The sequence below is a fragment of the Spirosoma harenae genome (assembly GCF_054776975.1).
This window is the reverse complement of the sequence record NZ_BAAHBD010000007.1, coordinates 20,892-47,013: the sequence shown is the minus strand read 5'-3', so window position 1 is coordinate 47,013 and position 26,122 is coordinate 20,892. Positions and strand designations below refer to the sequence as shown.

22 protein-coding genes are annotated in these 26,122 nt (G+C 45.6%); 11 read left to right on the top strand and 11 right to left on the bottom strand.

The features are described from left to right. Both ACYVE4_RS06125 and ACYVE4_RS06120 read left to right on the top strand, forming a co-directional pair. Nucleotides 1-639 carry a hypothetical protein gene (locus tag ACYVE4_RS06125; RefSeq protein WP_460996098.1) on the top strand — a complete coding sequence of 213 codons (639 nt, stop codon included), beginning with the start codon at nucleotides 1-3 and terminating at the stop codon, nucleotides 637-639. 335 nt (nucleotides 640-974) lie between these two features. Next, complete coding sequence (locus ACYVE4_RS06120) at nucleotides 975-1,172, top strand: hypothetical protein (RefSeq protein ID WP_460996097.1); 198 nt, start codon at nucleotides 975-977, stop codon at nucleotides 1,170-1,172. A 73-nt stretch (nucleotides 1,173-1,245) separates the two neighbouring features. Here ACYVE4_RS06120 and typA read toward each other — a convergent pair whose 3' ends face one another. Both typA and ACYVE4_RS06110 read right to left on the bottom strand, forming a co-directional pair. After that, nucleotides 1,246-3,060 (bottom strand): translational GTPase TypA, encoded by a 1,815-nt coding sequence (gene typA / locus ACYVE4_RS06115; protein ID WP_460996096.1) that lies wholly within the window; start codon nucleotides 3,058-3,060, stop codon nucleotides 1,246-1,248. Nucleotides 3,061-3,291: 231 nt separating this feature from the next. After that, on the bottom strand, nucleotides 3,292-3,498 hold the full coding sequence (locus ACYVE4_RS06110) for a hypothetical protein (protein ID WP_460996095.1): 207 nt from the start codon (nucleotides 3,496-3,498) through the stop codon (nucleotides 3,292-3,294). 72 nt (nucleotides 3,499-3,570) lie between these two features. On the opposite strand from ACYVE4_RS06110, the gene ACYVE4_RS06105 reads away from it, so the two are divergent. After that, nucleotides 3,571-3,999, top strand: coding sequence for a gamma-glutamylcyclotransferase family protein (locus tag ACYVE4_RS06105; RefSeq protein ID WP_460996094.1), 429 nt, complete (start codon nucleotides 3,571-3,573; stop codon nucleotides 3,997-3,999). Nucleotides 4,000-4,077: 78 nt separating this feature from the next. Here the strand turns inward: ACYVE4_RS06105 and ACYVE4_RS06100 are convergent, their stop codons facing one another. The 3 genes from ACYVE4_RS06100 to ACYVE4_RS06090 form a co-directional block, all read right to left on the bottom strand. Continuing rightward, on the bottom strand, nucleotides 4,078-4,371 hold the full coding sequence (locus ACYVE4_RS06100; RefSeq protein WP_460996093.1) for a hypothetical protein: 294 nt from the start codon (nucleotides 4,369-4,371) through the stop codon (nucleotides 4,078-4,080). Nucleotides 4,372-4,454: 83 nt separating this feature from the next. Further along, nucleotides 4,455-4,871 (bottom strand): hypothetical protein, encoded by a 417-nt coding sequence (locus ACYVE4_RS06095; RefSeq protein ID WP_460996092.1) that lies wholly within the window; start codon nucleotides 4,869-4,871, stop codon nucleotides 4,455-4,457. A gap of 144 nt (nucleotides 4,872-5,015) precedes the next feature. After that, complete coding sequence (locus ACYVE4_RS06090; protein WP_460996091.1) at nucleotides 5,016-5,876, bottom strand: dienelactone hydrolase family protein; 861 nt, start codon at nucleotides 5,874-5,876, stop codon at nucleotides 5,016-5,018. Nucleotides 5,877-6,263: 387 nt separating this feature from the next. Here ACYVE4_RS06090 and ACYVE4_RS06085 point away from each other — a divergent pair, with 387 nt between their 5' ends. The 7 genes from ACYVE4_RS06085 to ACYVE4_RS06055 all read left to right on the top strand — a co-directional run bounded on the left by ACYVE4_RS06085 (nucleotide 6,264) and on the right by ACYVE4_RS06055 (nucleotide 15,322). Beyond that, a complete protein-coding gene (locus ACYVE4_RS06085; RefSeq protein ID WP_460996090.1) occupies nucleotides 6,264-9,392 on the top strand; it encodes a SusC/RagA family TonB-linked outer membrane protein in 3,129 nt (1,042 codons plus the stop codon). A 91-nt stretch (nucleotides 9,393-9,483) separates the two neighbouring features. Beyond that, entirely contained in the window at nucleotides 9,484-11,028 is a 1,545-nt protein-coding gene (locus ACYVE4_RS06080; protein ID WP_460996089.1) for a SusD/RagB family nutrient-binding outer membrane lipoprotein, read from the top strand. 14 nt (nucleotides 11,029-11,042) lie between these two features. Further along, nucleotides 11,043-11,834: a DUF4397 domain-containing protein gene (locus ACYVE4_RS06075; protein ID WP_460996088.1), complete on the top strand. Its 792-nt coding sequence runs from the start codon at nucleotides 11,043-11,045 to the stop codon at nucleotides 11,832-11,834. 344 nt (nucleotides 11,835-12,178) lie between these two features. Beyond that, entirely contained in the window at nucleotides 12,179-12,874 is a 696-nt protein-coding gene (locus ACYVE4_RS06070; RefSeq protein ID WP_460996087.1) for a response regulator transcription factor, read from the top strand. Continuing rightward, a complete protein-coding gene (locus tag ACYVE4_RS06065; RefSeq protein WP_460996086.1) occupies nucleotides 12,871-14,232 on the top strand; it encodes a HAMP domain-containing sensor histidine kinase in 1,362 nt (453 codons plus the stop codon). The genes ACYVE4_RS06070 and ACYVE4_RS06065 overlap by 4 nt, the downstream gene beginning before the upstream one ends. 232 nt (nucleotides 14,233-14,464) lie before the next feature. Beyond that, nucleotides 14,465-14,854 carry a hypothetical protein gene (locus ACYVE4_RS06060; protein ID WP_460996085.1) on the top strand — a complete coding sequence of 130 codons (390 nt, stop codon included), beginning with the start codon at nucleotides 14,465-14,467 and terminating at the stop codon, nucleotides 14,852-14,854. Between the two features lie 114 nt (nucleotides 14,855-14,968). After that, on the top strand, nucleotides 14,969-15,322 hold the full coding sequence (locus ACYVE4_RS06055; protein WP_460996084.1) for a TerB family tellurite resistance protein: 354 nt from the start codon (nucleotides 14,969-14,971) through the stop codon (nucleotides 15,320-15,322). 7 nt (nucleotides 15,323-15,329) lie between these two features. On the opposite strand, the gene ACYVE4_RS06050 is transcribed toward ACYVE4_RS06055, so the two are convergent. From ACYVE4_RS06050 to recF, 6 genes are all read right to left on the bottom strand, one after another. After that, nucleotides 15,330-16,619, bottom strand: coding sequence for a metallophosphoesterase (locus ACYVE4_RS06050; RefSeq protein WP_460996083.1), 1,290 nt, complete (start codon nucleotides 16,617-16,619; stop codon nucleotides 15,330-15,332). Between the two features lie 86 nt (nucleotides 16,620-16,705). Next, complete coding sequence (locus ACYVE4_RS06045) at nucleotides 16,706-20,140, bottom strand: efflux RND transporter permease subunit (RefSeq protein ID WP_460996082.1); 3,435 nt, start codon at nucleotides 20,138-20,140, stop codon at nucleotides 16,706-16,708. Between the two features lie 74 nt (nucleotides 20,141-20,214). Beyond that, a complete protein-coding gene (locus tag ACYVE4_RS06040) occupies nucleotides 20,215-21,342 on the bottom strand; it encodes an efflux RND transporter periplasmic adaptor subunit (protein ID WP_460996081.1) in 1,128 nt (375 codons plus the stop codon). An 86-nt stretch (nucleotides 21,343-21,428) separates the two neighbouring features. Then, nucleotides 21,429-22,829 carry a TolC family protein gene (locus ACYVE4_RS06035; protein ID WP_460996080.1) on the bottom strand — a complete coding sequence of 467 codons (1,401 nt, stop codon included), beginning with the start codon at nucleotides 22,827-22,829 and terminating at the stop codon, nucleotides 21,429-21,431. Further along, the gene (locus ACYVE4_RS06030; protein WP_460996079.1) at nucleotides 22,816-23,430 is read right to left on the bottom strand and encodes a TetR/AcrR family transcriptional regulator; all 615 of its coding nucleotides are present in this window, start codon (nucleotides 23,428-23,430) and stop codon (nucleotides 22,816-22,818) included. Before ACYVE4_RS06030 ends, ACYVE4_RS06035 begins: the two co-directional genes overlap by 14 nt. A 216-nt stretch (nucleotides 23,431-23,646) precedes the next feature. Next, entirely contained in the window at nucleotides 23,647-24,765 is a 1,119-nt protein-coding gene (gene recF / locus ACYVE4_RS06025; RefSeq protein WP_460996078.1) for a DNA replication/repair protein RecF, read from the bottom strand. A gap of 249 nt (nucleotides 24,766-25,014) precedes the next feature. Between recF and pdhA the strand changes: the two genes are divergently transcribed. Then, nucleotides 25,015-26,061, top strand: coding sequence for a pyruvate dehydrogenase (acetyl-transferring) E1 component subunit alpha (gene pdhA / locus ACYVE4_RS06020; protein WP_460996077.1), 1,047 nt, complete (start codon nucleotides 25,015-25,017; stop codon nucleotides 26,059-26,061). The last annotated feature ends 61 nt before the right edge of the window (nucleotides 26,062-26,122 follow it).

Sequence of the window (26,122 nt, the reverse complement as noted above, 5' to 3'; positions counted from 1 at the left end):
ATGAAAATTTTTACCTGCCTGTTTTTAAGTCTCTTGGTTAGTGCGGCATACGCGCAAACTGAGCCCGCCCATCCGAGCCATTGGCGAACAACCATTGAAATGGGCGTTCAGATGGGTCGTGTTAGGCCCGACCAAACTAATGCCTATCCGTATTATGATTACGGTTATATAAGCTATATCCCCTATTACCCAAGTTATTCACCAAATCGGGCGGCTGGCAATCGGATTGGTCTGACGATCCATGCGTTTGCAGGATATATTTTTCGTCCGCAACTAGTAACAGGACTTACAGTTGGGGTTGATTATTTTAATAACTCGGCATTTCTCCCTATTGCAGCTGCTGTTCAGGGTGATTTATTTGGAAGCAAAAAACGAGTTACCACGTTTTATACGCTCGAAAGCGGATATGCCATTGCTGGCCCAAATCCGCACGATAATGAGTTAAAAGGAGGTTGGTTATGGAGCCCCGGAGTCGGCCTGCGGATTAATAAAGGAAACGGAACGGGCTTTTTGATCAGTGCTGGTTATAAACACCAACAAGCAAAGCACATCGCTTCAGTTGATGGGGTTCAAATTCTGTCTCAGGAGGAAAACAGGGCCTATAATCGGATCTATTTTCGGATGGGATTCAGCTTTTAATTTTACCGTTTAATTGAATTTATTTAAGTTATTTAAAAGTGGTTCTAACATTTTTACCAGTTAAAAGTTAGGTAGATGGCATTCTGATACAGATAAGGCTTTAGGTCATTAAAACAGGTTTTTAGTCGAATATTATTTTTCTTAGAAAATAAGTTCTCTAAACCTGTTCCTTTTACAGGATTTGTCCGTCTAACCTTTAAGTGTACGGCCATTTCTTACCGTATGATAAGTGGATACTGGAAATTGCACTATTGTCAGTAATATTGACCCAAGTTTGAGAACTATCGAGTAAACGTATCCATACTAAATGAATCGTTAGGCGAAATACAACTGTTATGAAAAAAGTTATTGTTGCGCTCATTGGTGGTACACTTTTTATTGCCGGATACTTTCAGGTACATCGGCAGACTGAGTATGTTTCAGCAAAAGCTATGCAGGTAAATCCTGCTCCTTCTTCACAACCCATGGCAATCCCGGTTAAGACAGGATCGGCCTTTGCTTTTAGTCTAGACAAAGCATTTTTAAGCAACTGATTTAGATTTCTACCATAAAAAAATCCCCGTTGATGACTCAACGGGGATTTTTTTGTACCTGTGCGCTCTGGCATTAAGCCATCACGAATTTATTTTGATTCCGTTTCCGTTCGTTTTCGTCCAGATAAATCTTACGAATCCGCATCGACTTCGGCGTTACCTCCAAGTATTCATCCTTTTGGATATACTCCATATTCTCTTCCAGCGAGAAGGAGATTTTTGGCGCAATTTTCACGTTAGCATCTGAACCAGAAGCGCGCATGTTCGTTAATTGCTTGGCCGTTGTCACGTTAACAACAATATCGTTCTGACGGTTATGTTCGCCAATCACCTGACCCGTATAAATTTCATCGCCCGGTTCGATAAAGAACGCTCCCCGATCCTGAAGTTTATCAATCGAATAAGCCGTAGACATACCGCTCGTCATTGAAATCAGTGACCCGTTGATCCGCTCTGGGATTGGACCTTTAAACTCCTGATACTCTTTAAAGCGGTGGCTCATCACAGCCTCACCATAGGTAGCCGTCAGAACGTTTGATCGCAAACCGATCAGACCACGCGATGGGATATCGAACTCAAGGTGTTGTAAATCGCCTTTCGGTTCCATTATCAACAGTTCGCCTTTACGCTGCGTCGCTAATTCGATCACTTTTCCGGCGGTTTCTTCCGGTACGTCAACCACGAGGGTTTCAATTGGCTCTAATTTACGACCGTCCTCATCTTCTTTGTAAAGAACCTGAGGCTGGCCAACCTGCAATTCGTAGCCTTCCCGACGCATCGTTTCGATCAGAACCGAAAGGTGAAGAATACCACGGCCATATACCAGGAATCGGTCTTCGCTATCCGTATTTTCAACACGCAGAGCAAGGTTTTTCTCGATCTCTTTATACAGACGATCACGCAGGTGACGCGATGTTACGAACTTGCCTTCTTTACCGAAGAACGGCGAATTGTTGATCGTGAACAGCATGTTCATTGTCGGCTCATCCACCGAAATCCGATCAAGTGCTTCTGGGTTATCGTAGTCGGTAATCGTATCGCCAATTTCGAAGTCTTCCAGACCCGTCACAGCACAAATATCACCGCACTGAACTTCAGACACTTTCTGTTTGCCAAGGCCCTCAAACGTGTGCAATTCTTTAATCCGAACCCGCTTCAGCGAACCGTCGGATTTCATTAAGCCCATGCTAGCGCCTTCTTTCAACGTTCCGCGGTGCACACGTCCAATAGCGATACGACCAACGAACGCTGAATAATCAAGCGAAGTGATCTGCATTTGTGGCAAACCCTCATTGATCGGAGCGGCAGGAATCGTTTCAACGATCGTGTCGAGTAAGTACGTGATATTATCCGTTGGTTTCTGCCAGTCTGGTCCCATCCAACCTTGTTTCGACGAACCGTATACGGTTGGGAAATCCAATTGCTCTTCTGTAGCGCCAAGGTTGAACATCAGGTCGAACACTTGCTCGTGCACTTCGTCGGGGCGGCAGTTTTCCTTATCGACCTTATTGACAATAACAATGGGTTTCAGTCCCAATTGAAGCGCTTTACTCAATACAAAGCGCGTTTGTGGCATAGCCCCTTCAAAGGCATCGACCAAGAGGCAAACGCCATCGGCCATTTTCAATACACGCTCAACCTCACCGCCAAAGTCGCTGTGGCCTGGTGTATCAATGATGTTGATTTTAACATCTTTGTAACGTACCGATACGTTTTTCGAGACAATGGTAATGCCTCGTTCACGCTCCAGGTCATTGTTATCCAGAATCAGGTCGCCGAATTCCTGATTTTCCCGGAATAGTTTAGATGCGTGAATAATTTTGTCGACTAGGGTCGTTTTGCCGTGGTCAACGTGGGCGATGATAGCTATATTGCGAATCGATTGCATACTGTTTCTGAACCGGGATTTAGCTGATTGATGGATTTACAGGATTTTGTCATTTCTAGCTTTCTACAAAAGCAAAATCTTGGTCGGTCAGTTAAATCATAAAAATCCCGGTCATTTTTCCGCAAAGGTACGAAATTTTACGCTGAAACACAGATTTTTACAACTAATTAAACGAAAAAAGGCCCGTATACGGGCCTCACTCTATTATAAATACAATTTCTTAATGATTGCTTAATGCTTCGGGCATCCACAGGGGTTTTTCTTTCGGAAAAGACCTGTATTGAAGAGACCTCCGCGTTTTACTTTATAGCCCTTTTTCTTCCGACCAATCGCCGAAAGTTCGGTGCTGTTTTTGTTGACCGCTGCCTGCGTCTGGACAGGTACATCGACTAGGATCAGCGATGCAGTCAGTAGTAGAAGTACGTGTGCCTTTTTCATTGATCAAACCTGATTTTCACTAATAACGGTAAAATTAATTACTTTCGTCATCCAATTCGCTTTTTTTATTGAATGACTAACGACCCCGATTTTCTGATTGTCTACGGTACGCTCCGACGCCCTTTCGATAACCAATTTGCCCAATATTTAAGGCAGCGCGGTCGCTACACAGGCGAAGGTCGTTTTGCCGGTCAAATCTTTGACATGGGAAGCTATCCGGGTGCTGTTTATCAGGAAATAGGGCCAAACTACGTTCAAGGTACTGTTTTCAACATTAGCAATCAGAAAGGGGCTACCTTGACGTATCTGGATTATTACGAAGGAGTAGGAAACGATTTTGAAGATCCGACTGAGTTTATCCGGGCGATTGTTCCTGTAGAAGTAAATGGCGCAACAATCGATTGCTGGGTGTATTTATATAATTTATCTACGATTGATAAACCGCTGATTGAATCGGGGGATTATGCCCTGCACATTGGTAATCCCTATAAAACGGCTTAATAGTTAACATCAATAGTCCTGAATAAAAAATGCCGTTCTCTTGAAGAGAACGGCATTTTTTATTCAGGACTCAATTACTTATCTGGGTCCACGCGAACGGCCTCCGCCATAGCTATTACCACCGTATCCTCGTCGGGCGCCTGGGCTACCACCACCATAATACCGGGGAGCAGGGGCATAATAACGTGGCCGAACCACTACAGGTGGAGCTGGGCGGTAGTAACCATAAGGTCGATACCCATAATTATAGCCATAAGGTCGACCGTAATAGCCTCCACCATAGCCAGTATTTACATAAGCAGGACCGCAGCTCGCCAAAAGCATTATGAGTAGAGCGGCTGTTAATACGGGAATTAATCTTAGCGTTTTCATATCTCTAAAAAGCTTCACTTGTTGAACCATCTGTTTTACTTCTCCAAAATAACTGTCACATTTTGGAGGCAATCTACTTTATGCTACCAACGACGTCCGCCATATACTCCACGCCATCCATGACCTCTATACCCATAATTGTAACGAGGATAGGGCCGTACAATCACAGGAGGTGCCGGAGCAACAACCACTGGTGGAGCGATTACAACCTGGGGCGGTACAACGACCACCGGCGGCTGAACAGGATATGGTCTACCATATGAATAATAGCCATTATTGTATCCGTAATTCGGGCTGGAATAGCCTCGGTTATAGCCATTTGGATAAGGTTGCCCGTATCCGTTTGAATACCCTTGATTATATCCTTTCCGATAATTTGGATTGCAATTGTTTCCGTTGGAATAACCCTGTCCATAATTTGGTCCGTACTGGCCAAAACTAACTGTAGCCACTCCAACAAACAGACCAATTAATAATGCACTCCATTTATGCGTTTTCATCGTTGTAGTGAGTTTTGCTCGTTTTGTTGGTTAGACATCGGCTAAGCTCCTACGTTTAATGTAAACGTCAAGAAAGTCGTTAAAGTTTTATTAAAAAGCCTGACCATCAGATAGTCAGGCTTTTATCTATGTATTTACTAGAGATTAGGCTTTCAGTTTTTCTTTCAGATAGTCTAGTGCCAATTTGTAAGCATCAGTAGCTGCTTCTTTGTTGTAAACGGGATTGCTGGGATTAGCGAAACCATGATCGGCGTCATACATTTTCACGGTAACGCTCTTGCCAGCCTTCTGCATATTTTCTTCAAACTGCTTTACCGATTCAGGCGTAATGCCTTTGTCTTTGCTACCAAAAATGCCTAGTACGTCGGTTTGAAGCGTTTTCAATTTTTCAACATCCTGCTCCGGCCGACCATAGTACATTACACAACCTTTCGCTTGTTTACCCTCCGCAAGTGCCGATTGCAGCGATAACATACCACCAAAACACCAGCCAACACTAGCAAATTCTGCTTTGGGGCCAGCATAAGCAATTGCTCCTTTGACGATACTCATCAGCCGATCTTTATTGGCCGCAGCCATCAGTTTACCAGCCTCAGCTCGTTCAGTAGCCACTTTTCCATCATACATATCGACAGCCAGCACGTTTACATTCTTCAGATCATTATAAAATGCTTCGGACTGTTGTTTGATATTATCGTTCAGTCCCCACCACTCCTGATAAACCAACAGCCATTTATCAGAGGGCTGCTTTGATTTCAGCAGGAAGCCATTCGCCGATTGGCCGTCGGGGGTTGAAAACTTAATCATTTCTCCAGCTCCCGTGTAGGTAAATGGGAGGGGATTCGCATGTAGTTGCTGAAAAGCGGGATCGGCTGCCATCATAGCCATATCATTGGCAGGTGCGTGGCAAACCGGAATTTTTGTTTCCTGAGGTTCTGATACGGGATACAGATACGACAGGATCGACATAAAGAATGAAAGACCTGTAAGAAAGACGATTTTCATGTGTGCTTGATGGTTAATTAGTTGTTTAGCGTAACACGTTGACGAATGATTTGGTTAGGAACAGCTAAATCCGTCAGACGTAGTCAAATATAGCATTCTGTTGCTGAGAAACAGATTTTCGCTGTTTTAGAGTATTTTACTACCCCGGCCTTTTACCTCGTCTATCAGTTGATTTGCCCATTCAATCAGATTTTTAACTCAGTAAAATCATTATTGAGTAGATTAATTACTCATTAAATAACAAACTCCTCATAATCAGACAATTAATTAAAAACAAACTGTCTTTTGGGAATGAGGTAGCTAGTCTTTACTCAGGAGTCACGATTAATTACTTCTTCACAGTTCAAAAGTAAATTTTTATTAGTGTTCATCAACCTTTCTTAACTTATGAAGGCAATTCTACAAAAAGCTTTTTTGCTGCTGCTCAGTGTGACCACACTAACGGTCACCTACGCACAGGATCGGCAAATAACCGGTAAGGTTACCTCAGCCGAAGACAATACCCCTATTCCGGGAGCCAGCGTCGTGATTCGTGGCTCCACGCGCGGAACCACTACCGATGCAACTGGTACATACCGCATTCAGGCTCGCTCAGGCGAGGTGCTTCGGATTAGTTTTATCGGTGCTACTTCGCAGGATATTCCCATCGGTACGAGCGATGTCGTCAACGTATCGTTAAAGGCAGAAGCTAATGCGCTCAATGAAGTTGTTGTAACGGCTCTCGGTGTTAAGCAGGAGCGACGGGCGTTAGGCTATGCGATTAGTGAAGTGAAAGGCGCTGAATTAGCAGAAACACAGCGCGAAAACTTCCTAACCTCCTTACAGGGCCGTGTACCAGGCTTGCAAATGGCAACTACCAGCGGTCTACCAGGAGCATCGGTTCAAATTCAGCTTCGGGGCGTAAACTCAATCGGGGGCGACAATTCTCCGTTGTTCGTTGTCGATGGCTTACCGATTAATAATAGCACGTTTAGCCAGGGCGCGTTAGTATCCGACGGGCCAAACCGAAACAGTGATTACCTGAACCGGGCGGCTGATATCAATCCGAATGATATTGAGAGTATTAGCGTGCTGAAAGGCCCTGAAGCAGCCGCTTTGTACGGGATCAATGCCGCTGCAGGTGCTATCATTATTACAACCAAAAAAGGAAGAGCCGGGCGCAGCAACGTGAGTTATGACAACGTATTCCGGGTCGACCACGTGTACCGATACCCAAAAGTACAGTCGGTTTATGGGCGGGGTGCGGTTGGAACACCTAGCCCAACTGCATTAACGTTTTTTGGCCCTCGATACCCGGAAGGAACGCAGGTTTTTGATAATCCAAGAGCTTTTTTCCGCGATGCGTTTACAAATCGGCACAATTTAACGTTCGATGGCGGCAGCGAAAAGTTAACCTACCGCGCGTCGAGCAGCTATACCAATGCGCAGGGCACTATTCCGAATACGGGCTCCCAGATTATGAATTTATCCCTGAATCTGGTATCAACGATTAGCTCGAAACTCGAAATTTCACCTTCCATTCAATACACAAACAATAAAATTCAGAAACAAACGGCTGGTCCATTGGGATATTTGATCAATCTGCTGACCTGGCCCACGAACGACGATATCACCAATTACCTGAACCCAGACGGCACCCGCCGACGAATTGTGACTGAAGCCGGTGGAGAACTGGATAATCCGCTCTTCAACGTCAACCGAAATCAGGCCAGCGACCAAACAAACCGAACCATCGGGCGACTAGCGGTGAAATATGATCCAACCTCCTGGCTCAATATTACAGGCCGGATCGGAACAGATTTAGCGGCTACAACGGGCAATAATTTTATTCATCCCGAAACAAATGACGGTATCGCGCGAAGAGGTGCGATAGAAAATTACACGCAAAACAGCCGGATTCTGACTAGTAATATTCTGGCAACCGCTCGCAAATCATTCGGCGACAAGATTAAATTGTCATTGTTGGTTGGCGGAGACCTTTACGATTCCCGCGAGCAAACGACGGCCATCTACGGTGAGAATCTGTACATTCCCGATTATAATTCCTCGAATAATACCGATCCTATTTCGCGCAATCACAAATACACATTCCTCCAACGACGCGTGGTCAGTGCGCTTGGTCAATTTACGGCCAGCTATGGTGATGTAGTTTATTTGAGCGTCACGGGACGTAATGACTGGACCTCGACCATGCCAATTCAATCCCGGTCGTTCTTCTATCCGTCGGTCAGCGGTAGTTTCGTTCTGACTGAGTTGCCTGCTTTACAGGGGAACAAAACCGTGTCGTTCGCCAAATTGCGCGCTTCGTATGCCGAAGTTGGTAAAGATGCCCGTCCGTATCGTGTATTATCGAGTCTGACAACGCAATTGACAACGGGTGGCGGTTTTGGCTATAATTTCTACGCGGGCAATCCGAATCTAAAGCCGGAATTTGGCAAGAGTATGGAAATTGGGGGTGAAATCCAGCTCTACAACGGACGCCTTGGCCTGGATTTAGCGTATTATGATACTCGCCGAATCGATCAGATTGTGGAGCAGCGGCTGAGCTACGGAACTGGTTTCGTATTTGGCTTGCTCAATGGAGGTTCATTTTCAACCAAAGGAATTGAATTTGTTTTAACAGGAAAGCCTGTTAAAACGGCTGATTTCAGCTGGGATGTTATCGCTAATTTCTCCCGGTACAAAACTGCTGTATTGACTCTGCCAGCGGCTAACGTGCCGGAATATTATAACTCCGATACCTGGCTGTATGGCAATATTCGGGCTTCTGCATTCGTGCCCAATGTAACTGAATATTTCCCCGAACAGGCGTTACGACCGGAAGATATGCGCGGAGCCGGATCTGCTCTGGCATTCGGTGGATACGATTACGTTCGCAATAAGCAGGGGCAAGTTCTTATTACTCCGTCTACAGGTCTGCCGGTTATCAACACTAACTTTCTCCCCATCGGAGACCGTACGCCCGATTTTACGATTGGTTTAACGAACTCGTTCCGGTATAAAAACCTGAGCCTGTCGTTCCTGCTCGACATTCGGAAAGGGGGCGATGTATTCAACGGGAATGAAATGTACATGTTCCGTACAGGGATAAGTACCAATACCTTAAATCGCGAGCAACCCGTTGTTTTCAATGGCGTTCTTCGCGATGGAAAAGAAAATACGGATAATCCGACGGTCAATACTATTCAGGTTACACCGCTTTACCGTAGCGCCGATTATTTTTCGTCCTTACCTGAGTCGGCTTTTGTGGAGCGAAATATCAACTGGATGCGTTTACGCGATCTTACACTAAACTATACGTTCCCAACGGATTGGCTCAGCAAAACAAAGGTGATTCGCCAGGCGGGTGTATTTGTGACGGGTACCGATTTATTCCTGCTGACCAACTACACCGGTGCTGACCCGAACGTAAACGGGACCACAGCTACTTCACAAGGAGCCGGCGCTGCTGGTTTTGACTTCGGTAAGCTGGCCGTTCCTCGCGGCATTTCCTTTGGTATTCGGGCTGGTTTCTAATCAAGAATTTCATCAACGATTTCGTCGAAAACTGACTTGCTGCAAGCGTTCAATTTTTCGACTGTTATCCGAACTAATAGACTTATTAATCATGAAAAAACTATTCATTTTGCTACTGACCGGGCTTGGATTTGGGCTGAGCAGTTGCAATGACTATTTAGATATAAATGCCGACCCCAGTTTTCCGCAAGTATCGGATGGAAATGCTTTATTACCACCCATTATTGCCAATATGGTACGGGGCGAAGTATTTGACACACGATACGTCGGCAAGTACGATCAGTATTTTGCCAGCTCAGCCGCACAGGATACCTGGGATCGCCAAGGTTACATCTTCGGCTCGGGCGATTTAGGCGGTGAAAAATGGAGTACGCACTACTGGCGGATTGGCAAAAATATCGATCTGATGATTGAGGATGGCATGAAAACCCAGCGCTACGATCTCGTCGGTATTGCCAAAGCGATTCGTGCCTGGAGCTGGCAGTCATCCACTGATTTATACGGTGAAATGATTCTAAAACAGGCCTGGGATAGTGAACGCTACCAATTTGACTTCGATACGCAGGATGCTATTTATGCCGAAGTAATCCGACTCAATCAGGAAGCCTTGACTGACTTAGCCCGTACGGATGGTAAAGAACCCACAGCCGCTACTCGTCCCGGTGATTTGGTGTACAAAGGCGATAAAGCAAAATGGGTGAAATTCATTTACGCTACGCTGGCCCGTAACATGTTGCACATAAGCAACAAAGCTACCTTCAACGCCGACAAAGTAATTGAGTATTGCGACAAATCGCTGGCCAGTAATGCCGATAATTTTAGCGTACCGCACCGGGCCAGTTCCTCAAACGACGCAAATTTCTTCGGTCCACGCCGGGGCAATGTTAATGCATTTCGGCCAACAGATTTTATGATTTCGCTGCTGGATGGACGTGTGTTCAGTACCGTCGTCGATCCGCGTTTACCGCTTATGTTTTCACCATCGCCTGATGGCGTTTATCGGGGTGTGGTGCCCATCGCTGGCGATCCGAACAATGTAACGGGGAACGTCAGACGAACGCCTTTATTGTTTGGTTATTCGCCTGCTATTACGCCTACGCCGGGTACAGGCAAGTTTTTGTTTAAAGACGATGCCGATCATCCAATCTTTACGTATTCGGAAATTCAGTTTATGAAAGCGGAAGCTGCTTTTCGGAAAGGGGATAAGACAACAGCACTCGATGCCTACAGGAAAGGTGTCCAGGCTAATATCGAATGGGTCAGTACAGTAGATCGCACAGCTACGCCTATTCCAGCAGCGGAAGTTACTAAATACATGACGAGTAACGCCGTTGTTCAGACAGGTGATGCGCTTACGATGCGTGATATCATGCTTCAGAAATACATCGCTTTATTCATGCATGGTTCGCTCGAAACCTGGGTCGATTTACGTCGATTCCAATATGATCAGACAATTTATACAGGCTTCATCATTCCTACAGGTACTGCACTTTTCCCTGATAATCTGGGAAAAACCGTACAACGAATGCGTCCTCGATACAATTCTGAATTTATCTGGAATCGTGGTTCGCTGGCGAATATCGGTGCTACGTTACCCGAATATCACACAAAAGAACTTTGGTTCTCAACCAAATAAACCTGTCTAAATTCATGAAACAGACTCTAGCCATTTGTTGCGTATTTATGACTGGTTTACTGGCCAGCAGTTGCAACGATAAATTCAATTTTTTACAGAACGTACAGACGCCTACGGGTGCGCAATTTCGCCTGATACACGCAGCCCCTGATGCTCCAGCGCTCGATGTTTACGTAAATGATCAGCGCATTTCGGGTGCCGCCGTTACTACGACGAACCCAACCGGAAGTGTTTTATACACAACGACTGCGTTAGCCGCTTTCCCGGCCAATGAGTACGCAGCAATTCCAACCGGAGCGGCTAAGATCAAATTAGTCAGTGCTACCGGTGGGTCAGTTGCCAGTCCGTTGGTAGCAACTGATCTGACGGCTGAAGCAGGGAAACGATATTCATTATTTGCAACAGGTGTAGCGCCCAGTTATAGTATCATAGCCATTCCTGATGAGTTGCCACCTCTTTCCGGAAACAACATTTTTGCCCGTATTGTGAATCTAGTGCCTAATTCAACTGATGTGACGCTGACGTATGACGGAAAAGATATTATTACAGGTGTTGCACCCGGCAAGGCTAGCGCATTTGTCCCCATTGCTCCACCTGCGGATTATAAATCAGGGCTAATTCGTACGGCGAATTTTCTGGCAAAAGTCAATGGAGCAATTCCTGTAACAACGGCAACATTTGCCAATGCGGCACCGGGAATGCAGCCTGGGGGCGTTTTTACTTTTTACGTGCGAGGAGTTATGACAACAGACCCCAAATCGCCAACAAAATATGCAATAGGGTTTTCGAATTACCTGAATCGATAAGATTTAAGACTATGAACCTGTTTTAACTTTTAAAAATAAATTTCTCAATAGACTCTTTTGTCATTCTGACGCAGGAAGAATCTTTAACTATCCTCACTCACAAGTAAGTAAACCTTAAGATTCTTCCTGCGTCAGAAGGACAAAAGCTATATGCCAAAAAGTTTAAACAGCCTCTCTACAAAAAAGGGCTTCAGTACATGCTGAAGCCCTTTTTTAATGGACCAATGTTATGGTTCGATTTGAGTTCTGTGTAATTACTGTTTTGGAATAAATCTGACCTCACTATCTTACAAGTCAATTCTGATTCTCTGAGCGATTTCCTCCATACTGTATCTACCAATCGTATGAATACCGGCTCGAACGTACAGTTGCTTTTGGTTGAAGATGAACCTAAAGTAGCGATGTTTATTAAAAAGGGACTTCAAACGCAGTCGTATGCAGTTGAGATTGCATCGACGGGCGAAGAAGCAAAAAACCTGCTCAGTAAGTCGCGCTTCGACCTGATTATTCTGGACGTAAATCTGCCCGATATTAGTGGTCTGGAGCTGGCTGAATACATCCGTAATCAGCCTAATCAAGTGCCCATTCTGATGTTGACAGCGCTCGATACAGTTGCCGATAAACTCCTGGGTTTTGAAGCGGGCGCCGACGATTATCTGGCCAAACCGTTCGATTTCATGGAACTCCTGGCAAGGGTGAAAGCGCTGCTAAAGAGAGCACCGACAACCGAAGAGCCAGACCGAACCCTACGAGTGGCCGATCTGGAACTTGATCTCCACGAACGTGTAGCCCGACGCAATGGACAAACCATCGATCTGACGGCGCGTGAGTATGCATTGCTGGAATATCTGATGCGAAGGGCCGGGCGAGTAGTTTCGCGGGTTGATATTGCCGAACATGTATGGGATATTGGGTTCGATACGGGCACCAACGTCATTGATGTTTACGTCAGTTATTTGCGGGCGAAAATCGATAGAGACTATCCAAATAAGCTCATTCACACGCTGATCGGTATGGGTTATGTGCTAAAAGAAAAATGAGCCTTCGTAATCGACTGACCCTATTTTTTACGGCCATCGTATCCATTTCACTGGCCTTGTTCTGCCTGTCGCTGTACCTGTTGGCTGAGCGATATCGCGAGCGTGAATTTCAGCATCGTTTGCGTAACGAAGCCTTAACGGCCGGGCATCTGCTTGTTGGCAAAGAGCGTGTTAATCCAGCTCTCTATAAATTAATGGACAAGAATCAGTTAACGGTTCTGCCCGATGAGGAGATCATTATTTATAACGCGAAAGGGGAACTCGTCTACGAAAGCGGTACCGATTTTCTTACCGTATCGAAAGCTACGTTAACGCGCATTCGAAAAGAGCAGCAAATTTATTGGAAACAGGACAATCGGGAGATTATGGGCGTGCTCTTTAGTGACGACCAAGAGCCCTTTGTGATTATTGCCTCTGCCGTCGATACGTATAACAGGCGAACGCTACTGAATTTCGCTCAACTATTAGGTGTTGGCTGGTTTCTGATGACGGGACTCATGCTGGTAGCGGGACGCCTATTTGCGGGCCGGACGCTAAGGCCGATTAGTGTGATTAATGGGCAAATTGATGCTATTACAGCGATGAATCTGTCGTTACGGCTGCCCGAGGGCGATCAGGCCGATGAACTGGCACAGTTGGCACAGCGCTTCAATCGAATGCTGAACCGATTGGAAGAATCTTTCCGATTGCAGCGTTTTTTTATGTCCCACGCTTCGCACGAGTTACGAACGCCATTAACAGCCATTACGGGTCAGTTGGAGGTGTCGCTGCTGGCCGAGGACGAGCCAGACGAACTGCGCGCTACGCTACGTTCCGTGCTTGACGATGTGCGTGGTCTGAATCGCCTGATGAATGGCTTACTGGCGTTGACGAATGCAAGCATGGATTCATCAAGCGTGCCGATGGGGACGGTGCATATCAATACGTTATTGACGCAGATACAGGAAGAATTCCGGCGACTTCATCCCGATTATACGATTGAATTACGTATTGGATCGCCCACTGCGTTGATTCCCCACTGGCAACTGTTAGGTAATGAAAGTTTGTTGCGAACGGCCTTTTTCAATCTCCTCGATAACGGGGGCAAATTTTCGGTTAATCATTTCGTAGCGGTCAGTCTATCGGCCCAGCCAGCAGCTATAGAGGTGAAGGTGCATAATACCGGCTCCGTGATTCCAGCCGACCAGCTCACGGCTATTTTCGTCCCTTTTCAGCGGGGACGTAACGCGGGTGGGCACCCCGGTCATGGTATCGGTCTGGCACTGACAGAGCGTATAATCCAACTACATAAAGGCACGATTCAGGTTGAATCATCAGCCGAATTGGGTACTACGTTCACCGTTATACTTCCCCGATAAGGAATAATAGAGTTGTAAATTGATAAGGTTGTAGAGTTGACTAGCGCATCCTGTAAAACTCTATAATCTTACAATTCTACAACTTTATAACCCCTGATTGCATTTCTAATCCCATTCTAATGCGGCTCTAACACGAGCCTAACCCCGACTTCTGACCTTTGTTGTGTCAATCTGGCAGTGGTTTACTAAAAGCCGTTTTCGCTGGACTGACGACATAAAAACAACAAAAGCCATGAAAAAATACCTTGCTATAGCCATCCTAAGTACCCTGACTATTTTCAACGCTTCGGCGCAGGATGATTCCAAATTACGTCGTGATGTGACGTATTCTACGCACAATTATAAACATGCTAATAAAGCTGCTACTGCTCGTCAGTGGGATTCTAAAAAAGGGGTGACGGTAAACGCGCCTACGCTGAATCAAGGGCCTGCGATTAGCTACAAACACCAGGCTCCCAGCCCTGCTGTGGGTGGAGTTGTGGCAACCCACACGCCCGAAATGGACGTAGCCGTTCGGAATTACAAGATTCAGCGAGTCAGTGAGTCACGCTCGACTTCATCGTCTGAAGCAGACATAGCGTCTGGTGCATCGAAAAATCAACCGAATACAGGTGGCAACTAAGGCATTTAAGTAGAAGCATTGTCCTGTAAGTACTCAACGTTTTCCTTTTTTCGCTGTGCAAACGTGTGGACCTGAGGTGATTTGCCTCAGGTCCACTATTTTTCCATTGCCAATATGTATTCACCCGATATCGCTCTGGGCTTAGGTAGCCTTGTTTACGCCTTATCCTGCTTAGATGGGCAACCTCATAAGGAGGAAATATTAATTGCAAAAGATTTGCTGGTCAGAGAACCACACGGCTCACTGGCCCTCAACGGCTTTTTTCTGCGGGAAGACGTAAAGGAGTCGACCGAAGAAGCCTATGCGTTTGGTATGCGTCGGCTAGTTAGCAAACGTACCGAATTGACACTTAAGACGAAAAGGCGATTTGTAACTCTGCTGCTACGTGTAGCGCGGGCGCACAAGGGTATTTCGCCGAATGAGTGGTCGTTTATTCGTCGATTCTGGCGTGAAATCCGGCCGCTTTAACAAATCGTTACGCTTTCACCAGCTCAAAAATGGTGATCTCGGGCAGAATACCTACACGGCCCGGATAACCGATATAGCCGTAACCCCGATTCACATAGAGCCGCTGAGCCCCTTCCTGATATAATCCAGCCCATTGCCGATAAAAATACTGCGTTGGGCTCCAGCGAATGCTCCCAATCTCGACGCCAAACTGTGCACCGTGTGTGTGTCCACTAAATTGAACGTCAATATCCGGGTATTTAGGACGAACTTCAGCGTCCCAGTGCGTTGGGTCGTGGGAGAGGAGGAGTTTTACGGGATAATCTTCGGTGCCTTTGTACGCTTTCGCCAGATCACCAGCGCGTAGTGCGGCCGGTCCAAAGCCCAAGTTTTGTACGCCAATCAAGGCTATTTTATCGCCGTTCTGTTCCAGGATTTTATTCTCGTCCAGCATGATATTCCAGCCCATTTGCTTGTGGGCTGCTACAACGTTTAATACGTTCTGGCGTTCGGCCTGCGCACTTGGCCATTGTACGTATTTGCCGTAATCGTGATTACCGAGGGTTGAATATACCCCTAGCGGAGCTTTCACTTTATCAAATACATCGATGTAATCATTGGCTTCATCGGCATGGCTATTCACTAGATCACCAGTAAAAAAGACGAGATCGGGCTTCTGTCCCATCAACATTTCTACACCGCCTTTTACAGCCGTTTTGTTAAAAAAGCTACCGGTATGGATGTCTGAAATCTGGGCAATGGTCATTCCATGAAAGCCTGATGGTAGGTTTTTCAGTGGGAGTTTAATCCGTCGTATTCGGTAGTCATGCGCCCCCGAAATAATCCCCCACGAGAAAGCAGCTAATGGAATAGTACCGACAACCAGTGCCGTTTTCATCAGAAAATCGGACCGAGTGATCGTGTCATTTGGCATTATATTCGTGCTCGCAGCCTTCTGGCTACTCTCAACCGCCTCTATAACAGCTGGTTTATAGAATAGCGACACGATCCAACGAAAGAATCGACCAATGTCATCGATCAGAAGAATGAGGATTGTAAAGACTTTCGAAAAATACGGAATGGCAATACCGGCCCATAAAAACGTACGGACCTGACGGCTCAATGAATCGGCCGGCAGAACCTGCATCACAACGTAGAGCACCAGCGATAAAACGGTGAATCCCCAAAAGATGATTGCAATAATCCGTTGGGTACTTTCGGTAGCCGACCGACTAACGGTTTTAACAGCCTGCCAGACATACCAGTCAATCAACAGCATGATGACAGGCAGGATAAATACAAGTCCAGTGCGGTTCATAAATTAATGAGCAAAAAGAACGATGATTGATAGGTTTGCTGACGCATGTTACTTATCAATCATCGTTCACCACTTATCGTTCAAAACTATACCAGTTCTTCTTCGGGTTCCTCCACGAATTCCAGCGCAGGGTCTTTCTTACCAAACCACTTCATCCGGATACGCTCGTTTATCCAGTACATACAAGGTACAACTACCAATGTCAGAACGGTTGAGAAGGTCAAACCGAAAATGATGGTCCAGGCCAGAATGTTCCAGAATACCGAGCTATCGCCACCAACGACGAGGTGTGGATTGAAATCACGGAATAGGCTTACAAAATCGACGGTTATCCCTAAAGCTAGCGGAATCAAGCCCAGTACAGCTGCCGAAGCCGTTAATAATACTGGCGTCAGACGAATACCACCCGCATCAATGATCGCGTCGCGAAGCGGCACACCTCGTCCACGTAATTCCTCAATGAATTCAATGAGCAGAATCCCGTTTTTCACCACAATACCGGCCAGGGCAATGATACCGACGCCCGACATGATAATGGAGAAATCCTTGTTGAAGATCACAAATCCAAGTAGTACCCCAATCAGCGAGAACAGAATAGTAACGAAGATAATGAGCGGCTTCACGACCGAGTTAAACTGGGTCGACATAATCAGGTAAATGAGCATCAGGGCAATACCAAACGCAGCGCCCAAGAAGCTCATGGACTCTTGCTGATCTTCCTGCTCTCCACCCATACGTACGGTATAGCCATTCGGAACTTCCATCTGATCAATTACCTGCTGAATCTGAGCGACAATCTGGTTTGCATTGTAGCCCGGTACCACATCGGAACTGAGCGTTACCAGACGTTCCTGATTTTTCCGGTTGATCTGACTAAAGGTTGTCGAGTAGCTGATATTGGCCACTGAGGTAATCGGAACCTGGCGCAATTGACCACCCATAACCATGTCGCGATAGACGATATTCAGGCTTAGCAGGCGATCAATCTGACTACGGTCATCCTGTTTCAGGCGTACCATAATCGGATATTCATCTTTCGCATCCCGGAATTTCGATACTTCCAAACCAAATAAAGCGGTCCGAATAGCCATCGCAATCTGACCCGATGAAATACCTTCCCGCTCAGCTTTCTCACGGTCGATATCAATAACGATTTCAGGCTTGTTCGTAATCAGGTCTGATTTTAACTGGTCGATCCCCTGAATACCTGCTTTCGCAATTGCCTGTTTAACCTGATTTTCCAGTTTTTTCAGTGCATCGAATTCTTCACCGGCAATTTCAATGGCAATTGGTTTACCCGTTGGCGGACCATTCGATTCCCGTTCGACAGAAATCTCGCTACCTGGCAATCCGCGCATTGCTACGCGAACTTTAGCCAGCAATGAATCCGTCGAAATACCATTACGTTCTACGCCAGGAACAAACGCTACGGTCACTTTCGATTTATGGGGAGTTGCTGACCGGTCGGGATTCATTGGGTCACCAGCGTTTTTACCGACATTGGAAATAACCGAGTTTACGATGCCCATGGCTTTGTTATCTTCCATAACCTTGAACACTCGCTTCTCAATTTCCTTTGTTGTCGCGTTGGTAACACGCGCATCCGTACCGATCGGCATTACATTGTACACGTAAATGTAATCGGGCTCACCACTTGGGAAGAAGAGCACTTTTGGTTTTGCGATACCTACGATGAAGAAGGTCAAAATCAGCAAACCAAACGCACTGACGATAGCAAATACTGGACGCCAGCCGTGCAAAATCCACGAAATCAATTTACGATAGCCATTCTTCAGTCCTGGTAAAAGATTATCCTGGAATGGCACAATCAGTTTCGGTGTAAGCACATAATGGTTAAAGACGTACAGAATCAGGAACAGTACAAACAGGTTACCAATACCTCGGTCAATGACATAGCCGACACCAGCCAGGGCAGTCAGAATCAGAACAGGGCGTTTGATCTGCTCAAAAGTTGGCTTCTCGTCATGGTGACTCTCATCGTGCCGTTTCATAAACGTAACGGCGAACACGGGGTTGATTACGTAAGCTACAAACAGCGACGCAAACAAGGTCAGAATCAGCGTAAGCGGCAGGAACTTCATGAATTCACCCACAATGCCCGGCCAGAAAAGAAGCGGAAAGAACGGTGCAATCGTCGTCAATGTACCCGATAATACGGGAGCAAACACCTCGCCAGCAGCAGCTTTTACGGCTTTTTTGATATCCCAGTCTTTATGTTGATTGAAGAGTCGGTGTGCGTTTTCAATAACCACAATAGCATCATCAACTACCAGCCCTAATCCAAGCAGAAAGGCAAACAACACCATGATATTCAGCGTAAACGAAGTGCCTACAACTGGCCCAACAACGGGCATCAACACAAAAGCAACCAGTGCTGATAAGGGTACCGAAAGACCAACGAAAATGGCGTCGCGAACACCCATAAAGAACATCAATACGAGTACAACGAAAATGAAGCCCAGTACAACTGTGTTCACCAGGTCATTCACACTTTCGCGGGTTCGCTCAGATTGGTCGGCGGTGATTTTTACATCCAGACCGGGAGGGAAATGCGTTGTTTTATATTCCGCAATGGTTTCTTCGATTCGGTCGGCAGCCGAAATCAGGTTAGAGCCCGCCCGTTTGATAACATTCAGTGTAACAACTGATTTGTTGTTCAACCGGGCAAAATCCTGCTGTTCTTCAAAATTGTCAGTTACTTCAGCAATATCGCCCAAACGAATCGTAGCGCCCGTTGCAGTACGAATATTCAGGTTTTGAAGCTGCGATACGTCGGTAAATTCACCTTTCACACGCACCGTCCGACGAATGCCATCGACGGGCAGTTCACCACCTGATACGTTAATATTCTCACCCTGAATAGCTTGTTGAATATCGGTGAACGCCAAACCTGCCGACTGCATCCGGGCTAGATCAAGATTAATCTGAACCTCCCGCGTTAAAGCTCCAACGATATCGACACGTCGGATTTCGGGCATTCCTTCGATTACGTCCTGTAAATCCTCAGCGTACTCTTTCAACTGTTTCAGCGAGAAATTACCGGCCATATTGATGTTCATAATCGGCATTTCCGAAAAATCGACATCCTGCGCCGTTGGGCCTGCATCTAATTTTTGCGGCAGATCAGGTTTCGCTTTGTCGATGGCGTCACGCACACGCTGCAAGGCTTCAGCTGATTCTACATCTGGGTTAAACTCAACCAGAATAACCGATACGTCCTGCAAGGCATTCGACTTAATCCGTTTTACACCGGATATCGACTTCAACTGCTTCTCAATCTGCTTGTTGATCGTATTTTCGATATCAGCCGGAGCCGTTCCTACGTAAACCGTATTAATATATACCTGTGGAACTTTAATATCCGGAAACTGCTCCTTCGGCAGATTATTGTAGACGAACAATCCACCAATCGTTATCAGGAAGGTGAAGATGTAAATCGCCGTCCGATTTTCAACGCACCAGTTGGTGAATCCGAGGGTTTTATACTGTTCAAATTTCATAAAAATAGTCGTTAGTCATCAGTCGTCAGTTGTCAGTCGATAATCGTTGATGGCTATCGACTGACAACTATTGACTAAAAGTTTATTGGTTGTCCATCCACCAAATCCTGATAACCAGTCGTTACGATTTGATCCCCCGACTGTAGCCCTTGCGTCACCTCAATCTGGCCGCCGTACGACTGCCCCGTTTTAATCGTTTTAGCCTTTGCAATTTTCTTACCGCCTTCATTTACAGCAACATAAACCAGCTGACCAGCTTCTGTGCTTTGAATCAGATTTTGATTAATGACGATTGCCTTGGCTTGCGTTTTATCGTTGATCTTAATTCGGGCCAGCATATTCGGCTTCAATGCATTATCTGATGGGAGGGGAGCTTCAATGGTAAATGTTCGGTTTGACGGATCAACAGTCGTCGCTACGAATGAAATTTTCGAATTCAATTTCTTATTCAAATCCGGGAATTCAATATCGACAGCATCACCTTTTCGCACACTTCCTGAATACGTATCCGAAACTTTAGCCACCGCTTTTAGCTGAGACAGATTCACAACCTGAACCAGGCCCATACCTGGAGCTGCTGACTGACCTACTTTCACCATAACGTGGTCAACAACACCCGAAATAGGGGCTGTTACAGTCGATTGGCCGAGTTGGGTATTTAACGTACTCAGCCGACGTTCCAGCGACTCTTTGTTGTTCTTTGCCTGTAGGTATTGAATCTCCGTACCAATCTGCTGTTTCCACAACGAAGCCTGTTTTTCAAACACGGTGTTTGCCAGCGACAGTTGCGTTTTGACTTCTTCCATCGATTCACGTAACAACTGATCGTCTACTTTGGCAATTGCTTGTCCAGCCCGTACGTTGTCACCTTCTTTCACATAAACTGCCGTAACAACTCCACCTGATTTAGGGGATACTTGTACGTTGTTTTTGGCGTCGATAGTACCTTGCAACTCAACAAAATGCTTGAACGTACTAGCTGTCAATGGAGCAACCGTTACGTCTTTCACGCGGACATCTTCCTGTTTCTTCGGGTCGAGTTTGGTCAATTCCGCTTCCAGTGCTTTAATCTTCGTGTTTAATTCGCCCTGTTGCGTTTTCAACTCGCTGAGCTCTTCGCGTTTAGTTTCCAGGTCCGACTTTTTTTCCCCCGAGCAGGCCGCTAATAAGCTCATCAGGGCAATAGCGTAGTATGGTTTCATTTTTAAACTTGTTTAAATCTTGTTTTCAGGTTTCAAGCACAAGGCCGCATTGAATTGAAGTATGGAACCTTGTAGCTGGATTAATTTTACTGTCCTATGTAGAGTTTGCCACTGGCTTTATCCGCATCAACTTTCGCGAGCATAAAATCCAGTAATGATGCGAAATAGTTGGTTTGCGCTTCCCGCGATGAACTTTCGGCGTTCAATACTTCGATGTTTGACCCAACCCCTTCTTTGTATTTGATGCGTGTTACTCGAAGGATTTCCTGAGCCAGATCCAGATTACGCTTCTGGGTACGCAAAGTTTGTAGACTATTTTGCGTTGTAATCTGCGCTTGTCTAATCTGTAGATCAATGGAATTCTTCAACAAATTGCTGCCCTGTTTAGCTTTCTCTAATGCGAATTTTCTCTGCTGAGCTGCGTATCGTTTCTGAAAACCGTCAAAAACGGGCACCTGGATTTGTATATTGACTGCTGCGGAATTGAACCATTGCGTTGTGAAAAACTCACCTAAGTTGTTACGCCCATTATTATGACCGTATACCACTGATCCAACCACCCTGGGCAGATACTGTTTCCCTACACTTTGGTAATCAAGATCGGCGAGTTGTATCTGACTTTGTAACGTTGAAAATTCAATTCGCTGGTTATAGTCGAAATCCGGTGTAACTGCTACCGAACGCTCGAGTTCTTCCAGGTTCAAATCCTGAATTTTATCTGTCAATGCAATGGGGTCATTGATACCCAGACCCATCTGGAATTTCAGCAGGTAATAACTTAGGCCAACCAGATTCTGCACATTTTGACGCTCGGCCTTCAAATTATTGGATTGAACTTCCAACCGATTTACGTCAATTTTTTCAACGAATCCCTGTTTGTTAAGTGCTACTGTTTCGTTCAGAAGCGTGTCGATACGGGCAATGTTGTAGTCCAGCAATTTTATTCGCTCCTCGCTCACCAGTACATTATAATAGGCTTTGGCTACTTGTTCGGCTACGGTAATTTTTGACGCCTGTACGTTTTTCTGACTCAGTTCACGCAGCGTGGCAGCGGCTTTCAAACCAAGTTTATAGCTAGCGTCGTAGAGTAACTGATTTAGTGTTGCCTGTACGTTTCCCTGGAAATTCACGCCGAACGGAATGGCCGTCACACTCGCGTTTTCGGGCTGATTACCACTAGTGGCTGTTGATGAAGTAGGACCTCCAAAACCACCAGCTGGCAGAATAAACTTCTGAATAATCGCATTGTACGTTAGCAGACTTCCAATGCTTACCTGTGGCAGAGCCGTTGACTTAACCTCTCGAATCCGAGCTTCTGAGCTTAGCGCGTCTAGGCCCGAGTTTTTTACATTGATGTTATTTTCAACAGCGAACTTAATGGCTTCATTCAGCGATAACTCCTGCTTACTCTGAGCCAATAAGGATCCGCTACTCACGAACGAGAGCAGTCCGATCATTACCGCTATTTTTGTCTTATTGAACTTCATGGTTGTACTGATTAACATACTGGTTGTAGATGGTGAATCCTTTCTCTGTCAGCATTCCGCGCACGAAATGATGGATCAGTTCATATTGAATTTGTTGCATAGTAAATTGGTCAGATGGGAAGATGTCACTATTGAAAGCAAGTTCGATTTGCTCAACCCGTAGACGAGCCAAAATAGCCGGATTTATGTCGGACCGATATAGACCTTGTTCAATACCTTTTTGGATATTTTCAAGAATAGATCGCATTATCTGTCCTTCCTTATATTGTCTGAACAGGGCAAAAGCCTGTGGATAGTATCGCTTCACATCGACCAACAGATTAGGGCTAATTTGATCGTGGTGTTTCTGCATCATGCGTAATACATATAGCATCTCTTCAACCGGATTAGTCCCCTCTGTAACCAAACAATCCATTTCTGAAAGATTTCTAAGCGATTTATCCTCGATAACCTGGTATAAAATCTGCTCTTTGTCGCTGAAATGTTGATAAATTGTCTTCTTTGAGATACCGAGTTGTTTCGCGATATCCTCCATTGTTACGGATCGTACACCATATTTCCAGAATAACCGTTCAGCCTCTGCCAGAATCCTTTGTTTCATCAAAAAATAGAATTTTTACAGGATGAACTCTGGAAACTCAAATATAGTTCTCAGTTTCCATCTTATTTTTTATGAAATGATGAACGGCCTAAAAACCTGCGTGAAATACCCTAAAAGTCCGACGAACCGTTGGCTAGTCTGACGATTTATGGGCGTAAGAGGATGGTTACCAGACTTACTTAGCCGGTATTTAGAGTGAAATTTTGAAGAAACTGGCTAGGATTGACCTATTTCAAAGAAGCGTACTTCCGTTTGTACGCTATCGAGCAGCGCACGGGTCCGTTCTGGGCGGGCATCGGTGATGAAGAGCTGGCCAAAGGCTCCTTCGTCCATCCGTTGAATCAGTTTACTGATCCGTCGGTCGTCTAACTTATCGAAGATATCATCTAATAATAGGATGGGCTTAACCCCTTTCTCGGACTCTAATGAATCGAATTGAGCCAGTTTCAAGGCGATAACGAAAGTCTTTTGTTGGCCTTGTGATCCGAATTTTTTCAGCGGCATCGTCTGACTACTGCCATTATCGATCATGAACGAGTAGTCATCTTTATGAATACCCATCGTAGTCCGCTGCAATACCGTATCCCGTCGACGGAAATGCCGGAACTCATTCGCAAAGTCAGGATTACTCAGTTCCGACTCATATACAATATTGACCTCCTCGCGACCATCACTTAGGTAAGCGTAATGCTCCCGAAAGCCAGGAAGAAATTCATCGACAAACTGTTTCCGACGATCATATATCTTCTGACCTAACTCCAAAAGCGGTTCATCATAGGTATCCAACATATCGTTATCGACCTGATTCCGTTCTGCAAATAGTTTAAGAAGACTATTCCGCTGCTTCAGCACCTGTTGATACATCAGGTAGTTTCGGAGGTAATCTGAATCAAGTTGAGATAGGACGCCATCGAAGAAATGTCGTCGATCTTCGCTATGCTCCCGTACTAGATCGGTGTCATTGGGTGCAATCAGAACGACAGGGAATCGCCCTATGTGCTCACTAATTCGTTCATAGGGCTTTTTGTCAGCCATTAGCACTTTGCGCTGACCACGTTGTAAGCTAATCGTAATTTGTACCCGACTAGGATGCCCATTGTGTTCCTTCTCCTGAAAAATGCCGTCGATGATAAAGTAATCGGCATTATGCAATATGCTCAGCGCATCTTGGCTCTGAAACGCACTCTTACTTAATGCCAAAAAGTAGATGGCATCCAGCAGGTTTGTTTTGCCGCTACCATTTGGCCCTACAATAACGTTTATCTGCGGCCCAAACCCGTATCGACCATCTTCGTAATTCTTAAAATTTGTCAGGCTTAGTTTTTCAAGGTACATAGGTGTAGCGCATAACGCGATAATGCGTAATTTCGCAACCATTAACTGGTTTGGCTTCAGGGCTCAACTGTTTAGATCACCCCTGATCGGGAAAACTCTACAGTAGAACAACCGATAGCAGACTATATTAGAATGGCAACAAAGATACGGTCGGTTTGTTAAATACACCGTGGAAACCGTTGGCTTCGTACGACAGTCAGTCTATTTACTAATTGTCGGTGATTGTTGATTTTATCGAACAAACTCCTCATGGCAAGCGTCAAAGAGAAAACCCCAAAACAAAATGGTCAGGCTCCGGCCGCTGCGAAAACACAGCATCCGAAAGAGCGGTATATGTACTGGTACGAATCCATGCAGTTGCAACGGAAATTCGAGGAGAAAGCCGGTCAATTGTATGGTCAACAGAAAATTCGGGGATTCTGTCATTTGTATATCGGTCAGGAAGCTTGTTCCTCAGGTTCCTATACGGCACTTACAAAAGATGACAAATGGATCACAGCTTACCGGGATCACGGTATTCCACTTGCTTTAGGTTCTAGCCCTAATGCGATCATGGCTGAGTTGTTTGCCAAACAAACGGGTTCTTCAAAAGGCAAAGGCGGATCGATGCACATTTTCGATAAGTCGGTCAATTTCGTTGGTGGACATGGGATTGTCGGTGCGCAGATTCCGATGGGAGCGGGGATAGGCTTTGCTGAGAAATACAATAAGACTAAAAACCTTTGCATCACTTTTATGGGTGACGGTGCTGTTCGTCAGGGCGCTCTACACGAAGCCTTCAACATGGCAATGCTTTGGAAAATCCCGGTCATCTTCGTTGTTGAGAACAACGGTTATGCAATGGGTACATCGGTTGCCCGTTCGTCGAACGTAACCGATTTATATACGCTTGCTGAAGCGTACGATATGCCTGCTGAGCCAGTCGATGCGATGAGTGTTGAAGCGGTTCATGAAGCAGTAAGTCGTGCAGCAGAACGTGCTCGTGCTGGTGAAGGTCCAACCTTCCTGGAGTTCCGCACATATCGCTATCGCGGTCACTCCATGTCGGACCCGCAGAAATATCGGTCAAAAGATGAAGTTGAAGATTATAAGCGACGTGATCCGATTGAACAGGTAAAGGCTGCCATTTTAGAGAAGGGAATAGCTACCGAAGAAGATTTGGCCGCTATTGATCAGAAGATAAAAGGCATTGTGGATGAAGCTGTAAAGTTTGCAGAAGAGTCTCCTTATCCACCAGCAGAAGAAGCATTCAAAGATGTTTATATGCAACAGGATTATCCATTCCTCATGGAGTAATAGTTATGTTATATGTACTAAAAAATGTCCAGCCTAGCAACTGGACATTTTTTTTGAACTT